Consider the following 13,490-nt stretch of genomic DNA (forward strand, 5'->3'; position numbering starts at 1 on the left):
TTCCCTTTCCCGCGTCATGCTATAGACCGCACCTCCCCGCCCAACGGGCAAGCACGCACAATTCAATTCGGCAGAGCGGTCCGGTCGCCCGAAACCGCAGCGCACGCTTCTCCCGCGAGCGCCGATCCGCTGCCTGGCGCCAATGAGGAGGCTGCTTTGCGACCAGCATTCGCCGGTATCGATTTCGGCACTTCGAACTCCACGGTCGGCGTGGTCCGCAACGGACAGCCCCACCTCGTCGCGCTCGAAGACGGCCAGGTCACGCTGCCCAGTGCTGTATTCTTCAACTTCGAGGATGGCCGAATCTGTTTTGGCCGCCAGGCCATCGCCAACTATACAGACAGTGTGGAGGGCCGGCTGATGAGGTCGCTGAAGAGCGTGCTCGGCAGTTCGCTGGCGCATGAAAAGACGCGCATCAAGGCGCGTTCGATCGGGTTCATGGAGATCATCGGCCTGTTCCTTGGGCATCTCAGGAAAAGGCTGGAGGAGGATGGCGGCGATCTGGTCGAGACCGTGGTGCTCGGCCGCCCGGTGCAGTTCGTCGATGACGATGCGCAAGCCGACGCGAACGCACAGAGCGATCTGGAAAAGGCCGCGCACGCTCAGGGCTTCAAGCACATCGCCTTCCAGTTCGAGCCGATCGCCGCGGCCCTCGACTACGAGCAGAGGGTGACGCGCGAGGAGCTGGCGCTGATCATCGACATGGGCGGCGGCACGTCTGACTTTTCGGTCGTGCGCGTCTCGCCGGAGCGTGCCCGATTGCCCGACCGCAAGGACGATATCCTGGCCAGCCGGGGTGTCCATATCGGCGGTACGGATTTCGACCGGCTGCTCAGCATCGCCCATGTCATGCCGCAGCTCGGCTATTTGACCCCGACCAAGGACGGCAAGCGCAATCTGCCGGCCAGCTACTTCATCGATCTCGCGACATGGCAGCGCATCAACCTGGTCTACACCGCCAAGGCGATGACGCATCTGCGCCAGATCCGCTACGAGGCCGCGCGTGCCGACCTGGTCGACCGCTTCATCCACATCGTCGAGCACCGCTATGGGCACGCTTTGGCGGCATTGGTCGAAAAGGCCAAGATAGAATTGACCGACCAATCGTTGGCCGAAGTCGCGGTGAGGCTATCTGACGTGGAGTTCGCCGCTGAGATCACGCGCGACGGGCTGGACGCCACGATCGCCAGGGACATCGAACGGGTCACCGCAACGGTGGCTGAGACCATGCGCGACGCCGGGATCAAGCCGTCCGACATCACCGCGGTATTCCTGACCGGCGGCTCGACCGCGATCCCGCTGGCAAGACGGGAAATCCTGTCGCTGGTGCCGCAGGCTTCGGTGATCGACGGCGACATGTTCGGCTCGGTCGGGTTTGGCCTGGCGCTGGATGCGCAACGGAAGTTCGCCTAACTACGCTGAGCCGCTCCCTGCGGATTCGGTACCCAGATGTGCCTTGAGCGCCATCTGGGCCAGGCTTGCCTGGCGATCGCGGTGGGTGATCATGGCGAAGTCGCGTTTCGGCAGTTCGAGTGGCACGGAGCGCAGGCTGCCTTCGGCGACGGCGCGTCCGACGACGAGCTCCGAAATGATGGTGGCGCCGGCACCCGCCTCGACCGCCTGGCGAACCGCCTCGTTGCTGGGCAGCACCAGGAACACCTGCAAATCGGCGAGCGAAATCCCCTCGCGCCGCGCCAGATCCTCCAGCACCTCGCGCGTGCCCGAACCGCCTTCGCGGATGATCCAGCGCAGGCCCTTGATGTCGGGGCGGCCCGGCGCGGTTTCGGCGATCTCGGGATGTGACGCGGCGACCACAAGCATCAGCCGGTCGGTGTCGACCTTGGCGCGGCGCAATATGTCAGACTCGGTGCGCCCCTCGACCAGGCCGAGATCGGCGGTTCCATCCAGCACGCTGGCCTCGACCTGCCTTGTGTTGCCGATGCTGACGCTCAGCCGCACCGCAGGGTAAGCCTCGTGGAAGGACGCCAGCCGGCGCGGCAGCCAGTAGCTGGCGATGGTCAGGCTGGCGGCGATCGAGAGGCTGCCGGCGACCGTCTGTGAGACATGTTCCAGCACATTGCGGGCGGCGGCGGCTCGCTCCAGCACGGCCTTGGCCTCCGGCAGGAACCGGTGGCCGGTCTGGGCAAGCTCGATGTTGCGGCCGACGCGGTTGAACAGGTGGACGCCGTGCTGCTCTTCAAGCGCGCGGATGGCAGCCGATGCCGCAGACTGCGAAATGCCCAAAAGCTCCGCCGCCTTGGTCATGTGGCCGCGCTCGGCGACGGCGACGAAAATGCGCAACTGATCCAGGGTCATGGTGACATTAAGAACCAATATCGATCGAATTTACAAGAACAACTGATTAGACGGATCGATAGCTTCATTCTACATTTTCAGGCGAAGTTAGAAAAAATTCGCCAGCGGATGGCAGAGACTAAAATGATCTGGCGGTTCAAGTCCCTTCTCGCGCATTGGACCCGCGGCATCCGCAGACGGCTGGCCGGCGATCGCTATCACCCCGAAGAGCACTATATGCGCGGCCCCGGGCCGAAGACGCGCGCCAAATCAGCCGGCCGCGCTGGCACCGCCGGCTCATGAACCACCGACCGCCGCGCGGCGCGAATTCGGCACCATCGCAACGCCCGCTAGCCGATACGCGCGCGCCAGATGAGGGCGACGGCGCCGACACCTCGCCAAGTGTTTCGGACAGCATCGCCAAGACGACCTGCTACATGTGCGCCTGCCGCTGCGGTATCGACGTGCACATCAAAGACGGCAAGGTCCGCTACATCAACGGCAACAGGGACCATCCGGTCAATCGCGGCGTGATCTGCGGCAAGGGCAGTTCCGGCATCATGCAGCATTACAGCCCGGCCCGGCTGAAGAAGCCCTTGCTGCGCAGCGGGCCGCGCGGCTCCGGCGCGTTTCGCGAGATCGAGTGGGAGGAAGCCTTTTCGATCGCGACGGAGCGGCTCTCCGCGATCCGTCGCACCGATCCGAAGAAGCTTGCCTTCTTCACTGGCCGCGACCAGTCGCAGTCGCTCACCGGCTGGTGGGCGAGCCAGTTCGGCACGCCGAATTTCGCCGCTCATGGCGGCTTCTGTTCGGTCAACATGGCGGCCGGGGGCCTCTACACGATCGGCGGTTCGTTCTGGGAGTTCGGCGAGCCCGACTGGGACAACACAAGATACTTCATGCTGTTCGGCGTCGCCGAGGACCATGATTCCAACCCGATCAAGATCGGGCTGGGCAAGCTTAAGGCGCGCGGCGCCAAGGTGGTGTCGATCAATCCGTGCCGCACCGGCTACAATGCGATTGCCGACGACTGGATCGGTATCCGGCCGGGCACAGACGGCCTTTTCGTCTTCGCGCTCATCCACGAATTGCTGAAAGCCGGCCGCGTCGACCTCGATTTTCTGCTGCGCTACACCAACGCCCATGCCCTCGTCGCGCAGGAGCCTGGCGCCTCCGACGACGGGTTGTTCGTCCGCGACGCCGATGGCAATCCGCTGACCTGGGACAGGGTGGCGAAGACCTCAGTCAAGGCAGCTGACCCGAAAGCGAAGCCGGCGCTGACCGGCAGCTTTGAAGTCGCCGGCCGCCGCTGCACGCCGGTGTTCCAGCTGATCGCCGACCGCTACCTTGATGACAGCTATGCGCCGGCTGCGGTCGCGGAGCGCTGCGGCATTCCAGCCGATACGATCCGCCGGATCGCCGCGGAACTCGCCCATGTCGCCTTCGAACAGACGATCGAATTGCCGGTGGCTTGGACCGACTGGGCCGGGCGCCGCCACGAGACGATCACGGGCCGGCCCGTATCGATGCATGCCATGCGCGGTATATCAGCCCATTCGAACGGTTTTCATACCTGCCGCGCCATCCACCTGCTGCAGGTGCTTCTGGGCACGGTGGATGTTCCCGGCGGTTTTCGTTTCAAGCCGCCCTATCCCCGGTCGGCGCCGCCAGGCCCGAAACCCGCGGGCAAGACGGTCAAGCCAATGACGCCGCTGGACGGCATGCCGCTCGGCTTTGTCTGCGGGCCGGACGATCTGCTTGTCGATGAGGCAGGCACGCCGCTTCGCATCGACAAAGCCTATTCCTGGGAGGCGCCGCTCGCCGCGCACGGGCTGATGCATACCGTCATCCGCAATGCCTTGGCGGGCGATCCCTACCCGATCGACACGCTGATGATGTACATGTCGAACATGGCCTGGAATTCCTCGATGAACACCGTCGAGACCATTGCCATGCTGACCGACCACGATGAGGCGGGCAACTACAAGATCCCCTTCATCATCTATTCCGACGCCTATTATTCAGAGACGGTGCCGTTCGCCGACCTCGTGCTGCCCGATACGACCTATCTCGAGCGCCATGATTGCATCAGCCTGCTCGACCGGCCTATCAGCCATGCCGACGGGCCGGGCGACGCCATCCGCCATCCCGTCGTCGAGCCGGACCGCGACGTCAGGCCGTTCCAGTCGGTGCTGATCGAGCTCGGCGCGCGGCTCGGCCTGCCCGGCTTTGTCAATGATGACGGATCGGCCAAGTATACCGACTATGCCAACTACATCGTCAACCATGAGCGCACACCGGGCATCGGACCACTGGCCGGCTGGCGCGGCAGGGACGGGACGTCGATCGGCAAGGGCGAGGCCAATCCGGACCAGTTGCAGCGCTACATCGACAATGGCGGCTTCTGGCATCACGACTTCGCTCAGGATCAGCGCTACTACAAGATGGCCAACCGCTCCTATCTCGATTTCGCGGTGCAGATGGGTTTCATCACGAAGGCGGAGCCGATCGTCTTCCAGCTCTATTCCGAGCCGCTGCAGCGCTTTCGGCTGGCCGCACGCGGCCATGGCCGGGTGTTGCCACCCGAGGGCGAGCGCCAGCGCATCGAGACCTATATGGACCCGCTGCCGTTCTGGCACACGCCGTTCGAGGAAGCGGTGGTCGACCTCGAAAAATACCCGCTGCACGCGCTGACGCAGCGGCCGATGCACATGTATCATTCCTGGGGTTCGCAGAATGCGTGGCTCAGGCAGATCACCAGCCAGAACCGGCTGTTCGTGCATCACCGCACCGGCGCCGGCCTCGATCTCGCCGACGACGACTGGGTGTGGATCGAAAGCATCAACGGCCGGGTGAAGGGGCAGATCAAGCTGGTCGACGGGGTGAACGAAAGCACGGTCTGGACCTGGAACGCGATCGGCAAGAGGCGCGGCAGCTGGGGGTTGAAGGACGACGCCGCCGAGAGCAAGCGCGGCTTCCTGCTCAACCATATCATCGGCGACCAGACCTCGGCCGATGCACAGGGCAAACGCTATTCGAATTCGGATCCGGTGACCGGCCAGGCGGCATGGTTCGACCTGCGCGTGCGCATCGTAAAATGCGAGGCGGAGGAGGCCGGCTTCACCGAACCGCAATTCGAGCGTTTCAGCCAACCGCCGCATTTCGAGCCCGCGCCCGACAAGCTGAGCTTCGGCGCCGAGTTCCGTCGGGCAAGAGAGGCCGCGGAATGACCTGCCTGCCAAGCCAAAGCGGCAAGAAACTCGGTCTCGTCATCGATCTCGACACCTGCGTCGGCTGCCAGGCTTGCGTCACCGCTTGCAAGGAATGGAACACCGGGGGCCACATGGCGCCGCTGACCGACATCGACCCCTATGGCGGCCATGTCGACGGTGTCTGGTTCAACCGCGTGCACAGCTACGAGCACACGACCGAGATGGGCGGTCGAACGGTGAATTTCCCGCGCTCCTGCCTGCATTGCGCGACGCCGGCTTGCGTCACCGTCTGCCCGACCGGCGCCTCCTACAAGCGGGCCTCGGACGGCATCGTGCTGATCGACGAGGACAAATGCATCGGCTGCAAATTGTGCAGCTGGGCCTGCCCCTATGGCGCACGCGAATTCGACACCGATGTCGGCGTGATGAAGAAATGCACGCTGTGCGTAGACCGCATCTACAATGACAATCTGGCCGAGGAAGACCGCGTGCCGGCCTGCGTCGCCGCTTGCCCGACCAGCGCCCGGCATTTCGGCGATCTCGGCGATCCCCACTCCGCCGTCTCGCAGCTGGTGGCGGAGCGCGGCGGTGTCGACCTGATGCCTGAGCTGGGCTATCACCCGACCAACAAATACCTGCCGCCCCGCGCGCATACGCAACGCGCGGCATCGGTGCCGGCGAAGGCGCTGGAGCCGGTGCGGGCCGAAGGCGGCTTCCTCGGCTGGGTCGACCGCATGCTTTCGAACTAACCCATGCATCCAGCCTTCTCCGTCGTTTTCTTCACCACCGCCACCGGCGCCGGCTATGGGCTGCTGGCGCTGCTTGGCGTGCTCGGCGGCTTCCAGATCATTCCGCCCGATTTCTGGCTTGGCCTCATCGGCCTGGGGCTGGCGCTCGGCCTGATCGCGGCCGGATTGTTGTCTTCGACTGGTCATCTCGGCAGACCCGAACGCGCGTGGCGGGCGTTCTCGCAATGGCGCAGTTCATGGCTGTCGCGCGAAGGCGTGTCGTCGGTCATCACCTTCATCCCGGCGGGGCTGTTCGGCATTGGCTGGATGTTTTTTGGCCATACCGGAGACTGGGTCGGCATCTGCGGATTGCTGGCCGCCATCGGCGCCATCGTCACCGTCTGCACCACCGGCATGATCTATGCGTCACTCAAGCCGATCGCCCAATGGCACAGCCGCTATACTTTGCCGGCTTATCTGATCTTCGCGACCATGACCGGCAGCGTTCTGTTGAACGCGCTGCTGCAAGGTTTCGGCGTCGCCCCGATAGCCGTACTGGCGCTCTCGCTGCTCGCCACTCTTGCCGGCTGGGGCTGGAAGCTCGCGACCTGGCGCTACAACGACCGGCTCGATATCCCGACCACCGCCAACACCGCGACGGGGCTGGCCGGCGGCACGGTGCGGTCACTGGAATGGCCGCATACCGAGGAAAACTACCTGCTCAAGGAAATGGGCTTTCACATCGCGCGCAAGCACAGCGCGAAGCTGCGGATGCTCACACAGGGGTTGGCCTTCGCCTTGCCCGTCCTGCTGCTTGCCGCCACCTTTGCCTTGCCCTGGCCCTTTGCGGCGGTGCCGTCAGTACTCGCCGCGATCGTCCAGTTCGCCGGCATGCTGGTCGAACGCTGGCTGTTCTTCGCCGAGGCGAAGCACACGGTTACCCTGTACTACGGACGTTGAGGTCAGCCCGGTCGCAGCATCGAGCGGGAGATGGCGAAGATGCGGTCGGCGCCAAGCATGTAGGCCATCAGCGTTTCCAGCCGGAACAGCCCGGTATAGGCGCGGTCGAGCACGTTGAGCGAACCGGTATAGGCGCCGAAGGCCGGCATGATCATGCGGCCGCCATCGCCGGCAAAGCAGCGCCGCCGCACCGAACGGCCGCGCTGGACGATGCGCGCGCAGGGATGCAGATGGCCCGCGATCTCGCCCTCGACGCGCACCTTCGACGGCTCATGCCGGAACAGCAGCGAGCCTATGGCGAGTTCCCGTACCGTTTCGCCGGGCAGGTCGGCCGGCGCTTCCGGATCATGATTGCCGGCGACCCAGAACCAGTCGCGGCCTGCCATCAGCGCTTCCAGCCGCTCGCGAAAACTCGCATGCATGCGCTCGGCGCCGCCGCCATCGTGAAAGGAGTCGCCCAGGCTGATGACGATCGACGGCTGGTAGTCCGATATGACCGCCTGCAGCCTGAGCAAGGTGGCGCCGGTGTCATAGGGCGGGATGAGCGCACCGCGCCTTGCCAGCGACGAGCCTTTTTCCAGATGCAGGTCGGACACCGCCAAAAGCCTGAGCTCCGGGAAAAAGAGCACGCCGCGCGGATCGCAGACCGCGCGCTCGCCGGCGATGCCGATCATGTCGGCCTCGGCAATCAGCGATGCTCGTGTCAGCGAGAAATTCATTCCTCTACCATTCCTGGCCCCATGGCCTCCTCGACCAACGTCGCCGCATCCATCAGCAGTGTTTCATCGGCTTCGCCATTCACCGGCATCTTGCCGATCTCGAGCATGATCGGCACGGCTAACGGCGAAATCTGCTCCAGATTCTTATGCATGATTCGACCCCGCACGCGCGAGAGCATGTCGGCAAGTCTGCTGACATCGAGCAGACCGGCCGCCGCATCGGCACGCGTCGCCTGCAGCAGGATATGGTCAGGCTCATGGCTGCGCAGCACGTCGTAGATCAGATCGGTCGACACGGTGACCTGGCGGCCGCTTTTTTCCTGACCCGGATGACGCTTCTCGATCAGTCCCGAAATCAGCGCACAATTGCGGAAGGTGCGCTTGAGAAGCCAGCTGTCGGCCAGCCAGGCTTCGAGGTCGTCGCCCAGCATGTCCTCGTCGAACAGCGCGCCGAGCGACGGCTTCCGGGCTTTGAACATCGCGCCCATATCGCCCAGCGACCATATGGCCAAGGCATAGTCGGTGGCGACGAAGCCGAGGGGCCTGGCGCCCGCCCTGTCGAGACGGCGGGTCAGCAGCATGCCCAGCGTCTGGTGCGCCAGCCTGCCTTCGAAGGGATAAGCGACCAGATAATAGCGGTTGCCGCGTGGAAAGGTCTCGATCAGCAGATCATCGCGCTTGGGCAATACCGATTTGTCGGCCTGGAATCGCAGCCAGTCGGCCACTTGCTCCGGCAGCTTCTTCCAGCGCTGCGGATCGTCCAGCATCATGCGAACCTGCTCGGCAAGGTAGGTCGAAAGCGGGAACTTGCCGCCGCCATAGTAGGGCACCTTGGCGTCGCTGCCGGGTGCATTCGACACAAAGCATTCATTCTCGCGAATGCCTTCGAAGCGCAGCACCTTGCCGGCGAACATGAAGGTGTCGCCATGGGTGAGCGTTTCGAGGAAGGCCTCCTCGATCTTGCCGAGGACGGCGCCGCCACGCGAAGCGGAGCCCTTGCTGCCAGCTTTGACGTAACGCACGTTGAGCGCCGGCACTTCGATGATGGTGCCGACATTCAGCCTGTATTGCTGGGCAATGCGCGGATTGGAGACGCGCCACAGTCCGTCCTTGTTCAAGCGGATGCGGGCGTAGCGTTCGTAATTCTTCAGCGCATAGCCGCCGGTGGCGACGAAATCGATGACGCGGTCGAAGGTCGGCCGATCGAGGCTGGCATAGGGTGCCGCCGTTCGCACTTCCTCTAAAAGATCATCGGCGCGGAACGGTGCGCCGCAGGCACAGCCGAGCACATGCTGCGCCAGCACATCGAGGCCGCCATTGACCAGCGGCGGCGTATCCTGCGCACCGAGATAGTTGGCATCGAGCGCGGCCCGGCATTCCAGCACCTCGAAGCGATTGGCCGGGATGAGGATCGCCTTGGACGGCTCGTCCATGCGGTGATTGGCGCGGCCGATGCGCTGCGCCAGTCGGCTGGCGCCTTTCGGTGCGCCGACATGGACGACCAGGTCGACATCGCCCCAGTCAATGCCGAGATCGAGCGTCGATGTCGCGACGATGGCGCGCAGCGCGTTCTCGCCCATCGCCTTCTCGACGCGGCGGCGCTGACCGACATCCAGCGAGCCATGATGCAAGGCGATCGGCAAGGTGTCCTCGTTGACCCGCCACAATTCCTGGAACAACAGCTCCGCCTGGCTGCGGGTGTTGACGAACAGCAGGGTCGTCTTGTGGCGCTTGATCTCGCGATAGATCTCCGGCGTGGCGTAGCGCGCCGAATGTCCCGCCCAAGGGACGCGCTCCTCGGAATCGAGGATGGAAATATCAGGCTTCGCGCCGCCGGTGACGACGATCAATTCGGACATGTCGCCGGGTGGGTTCTGGCTGACCAGCCAGCGCCGCAACTCGTCCGGTTCGGCCACCGTCGCCGACAGGCCGATTGTCTGCAGGTCGGGGACAAAACTGCGCAGCCGCGCCAGACCGAGCGCCAAGAGATGGCCGCGTTTCGAGGTCACCAGCGAATGCAGCTCATCAAGCACGACATAGCGCAGGTCCTCGAAGAAGCGTCTGGCATCGCCGGCCGCGATCAGCAGGGCGAGCTGCTCCGGCGTGGTGAGCAGGATGTCGGGCGGCGCCAGCTTCTGTCGCTGGCGCTTGTGGGAGGGCGTGTCGCCGGTGCGCGTCTCGATGCTGATCGGGAGACCGATCTCCTCGACCGGCTTGCCGAGATTGCGCTCGATGTCGACGGCGAGCGCCTTGAGCGGCGAGATGTAGAGCGTGTGGATGCCGCGATGCGCCTGGCCCGGCTTGCGCCTTGGCCTGACGGCGAGTTCAGTCAGCGAGGGCAGGAAACCGGCCAGCGTCTTGCCGGCCCCGGTCGGCGCGATCAAAAGCACCGATTGGCCGCCTTGAGCCTTCGCCAGCAATTCGACCTGATGGGCGCGCGGCGACCAGCCTTTCTCGCCGAACCATCTGAGGAATGGCTCGGGCAGGGCAATGGCGGCATTCTGCTCGGCAAGGCGCGGCTCAACTGTCACGCGCCAGAGGTAGCGCGGCTACGGGCGATCGCCAAGGAAAATCGGAACAAAAGGGGATCGAGGCGCCTCTTCCTTCTCCCTTGCGGGAGAAGGTGGGTCGGCGCGTAGCGCCGAGACGGATGAGGGGTGTTCCAAGGAATACCAACGTCTCACTCCGCTGGAACACCCCTCATCCGTCTTGCCGCTTTGCGGCAATCCACCTTCCCCCACAAGGGGGGAAGGGAAAACGCGTCACGGCCTCCGAAAGCCGGTCGGGCCGCCATAGAGATAGCCTATCCGGGCGATGGCATCCTTCAGCCCTTCGCGCGAGACCAGCATGGTGTGGCCGTTGGCGTGGATCATGGTCTCGGCGTCGGTCATGACAGCGACATGGCCTTTCCAGAACACAAGGTCGCCCCGGCGCAATCCGGCATAGTCCGGGCCCGGCTCCAGCGGTTCGCCGATGCTGGCCGCCTGCATGTCGGAATCGCGCAGCACGTCCCTGCCGGCCATGCGCATCGCCAGTTGCACCAGACCCGAGCAATCGATGCCGAAGCCAGACGCGCCACCCCAGAGATAAGGTGTGCCAAGAAACGTCTCGGCAACCGCGACATAGTCAGCGGCAATTTCGCCGATTGGCCTGAGGTGGCCAGTGATAACAGCCTCGCCGGAGGGCAGGACGGCATAGTGCGTGCCACGCGTCTCGGCGGCACCCGTCACCGTCAGCGTCGACCCCATCGACAGCCGTCCCGCGATCGGAAAGCGCAGGTCCGGACCGGGATAGAGGAAGGTGCGGGGCACCGAGACGATATGGGTGGGCGCATGGTCGCGTCCGCTCAACTGCGCTGCGGCGACATAGCCGACATAGCCGTCGCGTTCAGCCTGGATCCAGGCCCAGCCTTCGGCGTCCTCAAAAACCAGCACATCGTCGCCGAACAGGGCCTGCGTGTTGATACCGGCATCCGGCTTGGGCGCCTTGCGGATGTCGGCCACCGGGACCGAAATCCGTGATGGCCGGCCGGCGACGAAACGCTCGGCAGTAACCTCGCCCTTCAGCCTCGCGTCGGCGAGGTCGGAACGGAAGGCGTGCAGGCGTGCATCGTGAGCAGTCAAAATCGGCAACCCTGTTGTATGGGCAAAACGGTCAAATCGGCAGTTCGTGCGCCTTGGCAATGATACCATCGCCGAAGCGCTCGACAAAGAGCGCGCCCTCGACCGTGCGCTTGATCAGCACATTGCGCTTGTCGAGTTCGTCGCGATGGCGCGACACCAGCTTCAGCGCGCCCATCGTGTCGAGCGCGCGGGTGATGACCGGCTTGGTGACGTTGAGGCGGGCGGCGAGCCCGCGCACCGTGTGCGGCGGCGGATCGAGATAGATGGTGAACAGGATGGCCGTCTGGCGCATGGTCAGGTCGGGGGCGTCGTCGCGCACCTGCGACAGCATCACTTGCTGCCACAGTCGCAAAGCCTGGCTCGGGCGCATCGCAATCGACATCACGCCAGCATGACGGCAAATTGTTTCGGTTCCGTTTCAGTTTCGAATTTCTTGTTGAACCATGATCTTATCCGAAAACCGGCTACCACTTTTCGGGATCATGGTTAGCCGAAACGCCTGGAAATGATCCACTCCAGAGCCCGAATGCCTTGCGCCTCGCCGCCAGCGGGGCCGTGCGGACGATCGGCGGGGTTCCAGGCGAAGATGTCGAAATGCGCCCAGCTCGCCGTCTTCTCGACAAAACGCTTGAGGAACAGCGCCGCTGTGATCGAACCGGCGAACCCGTCCGTGGTGACATTGTTGATGTCAGCGATCTTTGACGCCAGTTTCGCATCGTAAGGCCGCCACAGCGGCATGCGCCACAGCGGATCCTCGATCGCCAGCGATGCCGCCGCCAGCTCCGAGGCCAGCGCCTCGTCACCAGTGTAGAAGGGAGGCAGATCTGGGCCAAGCGCGACACGGGCGGCTCCGGTCAGCGTCGCCATGTCGACCAGCAGCTGCGGCTCCTCGTCGTCGGCCAGCGCCAGCGCATCGCCGAGCACGAGCCTGCCTTCGGCGTCGGTGTTGCCGATCTCGATAGTGATGCCCTTGCGGCTTGTCAGCACGTCACCGGGCCGAAAAGCGTTGCCGGCGATCGAATTCTCGACCGCGGGGATTAGCACGCGCAGCCGCACGTTCAGCCCGGCGGCCATGATCATCGAGGCCAGGCCAAGCACATTGGCCGCGCCGCCCATGTCCTTCTTCATCAAGAGCATGCCTGATGACGGCTTGATGTCGAGACCGCCGGTGTCGAAACAGACGCCCTTGCCGACCAGCGTCACCTTCGGCGCGTCCTCTTGCCCCCAGATCATATCGATCAGCCGCGGCGCGCCGACAGATGCCCGGCCGACGGCATGGATCATCGGGAAATTCCGCGTCAGCAGATCGTCGCCCTTGATGACGGAGACTTCGGCCTTATGCGCCGCGGCCAGGGTGCGCACCGCCTTCTCCAGATCGTCCGGCCCCATGTCGCTGGTCGGTGTGTTGACCAGGTCACGGGCCAGGAAGACGCCATCGGCGATGCGGCGAACGCGCGCCGCGTCGACGCCGGCCGGCACGTCGAAACGCAGCGCCTTGCCCGGCTTCTTGCCATAACGGGTAAAGACATAGCCGCCGAGCGCCAGTGCGATTGCCGCGAGTTCCGGCTCGGCAGGAATGGAGGCGAATTGCCAATCGCCTTGTGGCAGGGCTTTCGACAGTGCGCCGAGTGCGAGCGCGCCCTCGCCGTCGCCGATACCAAACAGCGCGCCGGCGAGCGCGCCGCTTTCGCCAGGCACGGCCAGTGTCCTGCCTGCCTCGCCGGAAAATCCGTTGGCCTTGGCCCATGCAATGGTCGATGGCGCAAGGCCGGCGGCCTCCAGTCCGTCACGGGCCACCAGATGCACCGGCAGCGCGCCTTGCAATTTCGTCTCGACGAGTTCGACAGGCATTCGATGTTCTCCTGCCGACCCGAGCCCCGAGTCGGCGTTTCTTAACTCTCCGTTAGGGTTAACAGAATATTTCTGCGGGAGGGAAGATGGCCACGCAATGGC

11 protein-coding genes are annotated in these 13,490 nt (G+C 64.4%); 5 read left to right on the forward strand and 6 right to left on the reverse strand.

Annotated features, from left to right (window positions below):
- Positions 1-156 precede the first annotated feature (156 nt).
- Positions 157-1,413: an Hsp70 family protein gene (locus tag JN279_RS37935; protein ID WP_096453389.1), complete on the forward strand. Its 1,257-nt coding sequence runs from the start codon at positions 157-159 to the stop codon at positions 1,411-1,413.
- On the opposite strand, the gene JN279_RS37940 is transcribed toward JN279_RS37935, so the two are convergent.
- Positions 1,414-2,316 carry a LysR family transcriptional regulator gene (locus JN279_RS37940; RefSeq protein ID WP_096453387.1) on the reverse strand — a complete coding sequence of 301 codons (903 nt, stop codon included), beginning with the start codon at positions 2,314-2,316 and terminating at the stop codon, positions 1,414-1,416.
- A gap of 123 nt (positions 2,317-2,439) precedes the next feature.
- Between JN279_RS37940 and JN279_RS37945 the strand changes: the two genes are divergently transcribed.
- From JN279_RS37945 to JN279_RS37960, 4 genes are read left to right on the forward strand one after another with little or no spacing between them, the layout of a single operon-like run.
- Complete coding sequence (locus JN279_RS37945; protein WP_202351678.1) at positions 2,440-2,598, forward strand: hypothetical protein; 159 nt, start codon at positions 2,440-2,442, stop codon at positions 2,596-2,598.
- Positions 2,595-5,525 carry a molybdopterin oxidoreductase family protein gene (locus tag JN279_RS37950; protein ID WP_202351679.1) on the forward strand — a complete coding sequence of 977 codons (2,931 nt, stop codon included), beginning with the start codon at positions 2,595-2,597 and terminating at the stop codon, positions 5,523-5,525. Before JN279_RS37945 ends, JN279_RS37950 begins: the two co-directional genes overlap by 4 nt.
- Positions 5,522-6,256 carry a 4Fe-4S dicluster domain-containing protein gene (locus tag JN279_RS37955; protein WP_202351680.1) on the forward strand — a complete coding sequence of 245 codons (735 nt, stop codon included), beginning with the start codon at positions 5,522-5,524 and terminating at the stop codon, positions 6,254-6,256. Before JN279_RS37950 ends, JN279_RS37955 begins: the two co-directional genes overlap by 4 nt.
- A 3-nt stretch (positions 6,257-6,259) precedes the next feature.
- A complete protein-coding gene (locus JN279_RS37960) occupies positions 6,260-7,195 on the forward strand; it encodes a dimethyl sulfoxide reductase anchor subunit family protein (RefSeq protein WP_202351681.1) in 936 nt (311 codons plus the stop codon).
- Positions 7,196-7,197: 2 nt separating this feature from the next.
- Here JN279_RS37960 and pdeM read toward each other — a convergent pair whose 3' ends face one another.
- The 5 genes from pdeM to JN279_RS37985 form a co-directional block, all read right to left on the reverse strand.
- A complete protein-coding gene (gene pdeM / locus JN279_RS37965; RefSeq protein ID WP_202351682.1) occupies positions 7,198-7,914 on the reverse strand; it encodes a ligase-associated DNA damage response endonuclease PdeM in 717 nt (238 codons plus the stop codon).
- Positions 7,911-10,445: a ligase-associated DNA damage response DEXH box helicase gene (locus tag JN279_RS37970; RefSeq protein WP_202351683.1), complete on the reverse strand. Its 2,535-nt coding sequence runs from the start codon at positions 10,443-10,445 to the stop codon at positions 7,911-7,913. The genes pdeM and JN279_RS37970 overlap by 4 nt, the downstream gene beginning before the upstream one ends.
- Positions 10,446-10,676: 231 nt before the next feature.
- Entirely contained in the window at positions 10,677-11,537 is an 861-nt protein-coding gene (locus JN279_RS37975) for a C40 family peptidase (RefSeq protein WP_096458483.1), read from the reverse strand.
- Positions 11,538-11,568: 31 nt separating this feature from the next.
- Entirely contained in the window at positions 11,569-11,919 is a 351-nt protein-coding gene (locus tag JN279_RS37980) for a MarR family winged helix-turn-helix transcriptional regulator (protein ID WP_096453375.1), read from the reverse strand.
- 104 nt (positions 11,920-12,023) lie between these two features.
- Complete coding sequence (locus JN279_RS37985) at positions 12,024-13,388, reverse strand: leucyl aminopeptidase family protein (protein ID WP_202351684.1); 1,365 nt, start codon at positions 13,386-13,388, stop codon at positions 12,024-12,026.
- Positions 13,389-13,490: the final 102 nt, after the last annotated feature.

Origin of the sequence: Mesorhizobium sp. 113-1-2 (assembly GCF_016756475.1) — a bacterium.
Taxonomy (GTDB): Bacteria; Pseudomonadota; Alphaproteobacteria; order Rhizobiales; family Rhizobiaceae; genus Mesorhizobium; species Mesorhizobium loti_C.

Coding starts and splice junctions, on each gene's coding strand:
- JN279_RS37940 (WP_096453387.1), bottom strand. CDS start 2,316: ATGACCCTGGATCAGTTGCGCATTTTCGTCGCCGTCGCCGAGCGCGGC.
- JN279_RS37945 (WP_202351678.1), top strand. CDS start 2,440: ATGATCTGGCGGTTCAAGTCCCTTCTCGCGCATTGGACCCGCGGCATC.
- JN279_RS37950 (WP_202351679.1), top strand. CDS start 2,595: ATGAACCACCGACCGCCGCGCGGCGCGAATTCGGCACCATCGCAACGC.
- JN279_RS37955 (WP_202351680.1), top strand. CDS start 5,522: ATGACCTGCCTGCCAAGCCAAAGCGGCAAGAAACTCGGTCTCGTCATC.
- JN279_RS37960 (WP_202351681.1), top strand. CDS start 6,260: ATGCATCCAGCCTTCTCCGTCGTTTTCTTCACCACCGCCACCGGCGCC.
- pdeM (WP_202351682.1), bottom strand. CDS start 7,914: ATGAATTTCTCGCTGACACGAGCATCGCTGATTGCCGAGGCCGACATG.
- JN279_RS37980 (WP_096453375.1), bottom strand. CDS start 11,919: ATGTCGATTGCGATGCGCCCGAGCCAGGCTTTGCGACTGTGGCAGCAA.
- JN279_RS37985 (WP_202351684.1), bottom strand. CDS start 13,388: ATGCCTGTCGAACTCGTCGAGACGAAATTGCAAGGCGCGCTGCCGGTG.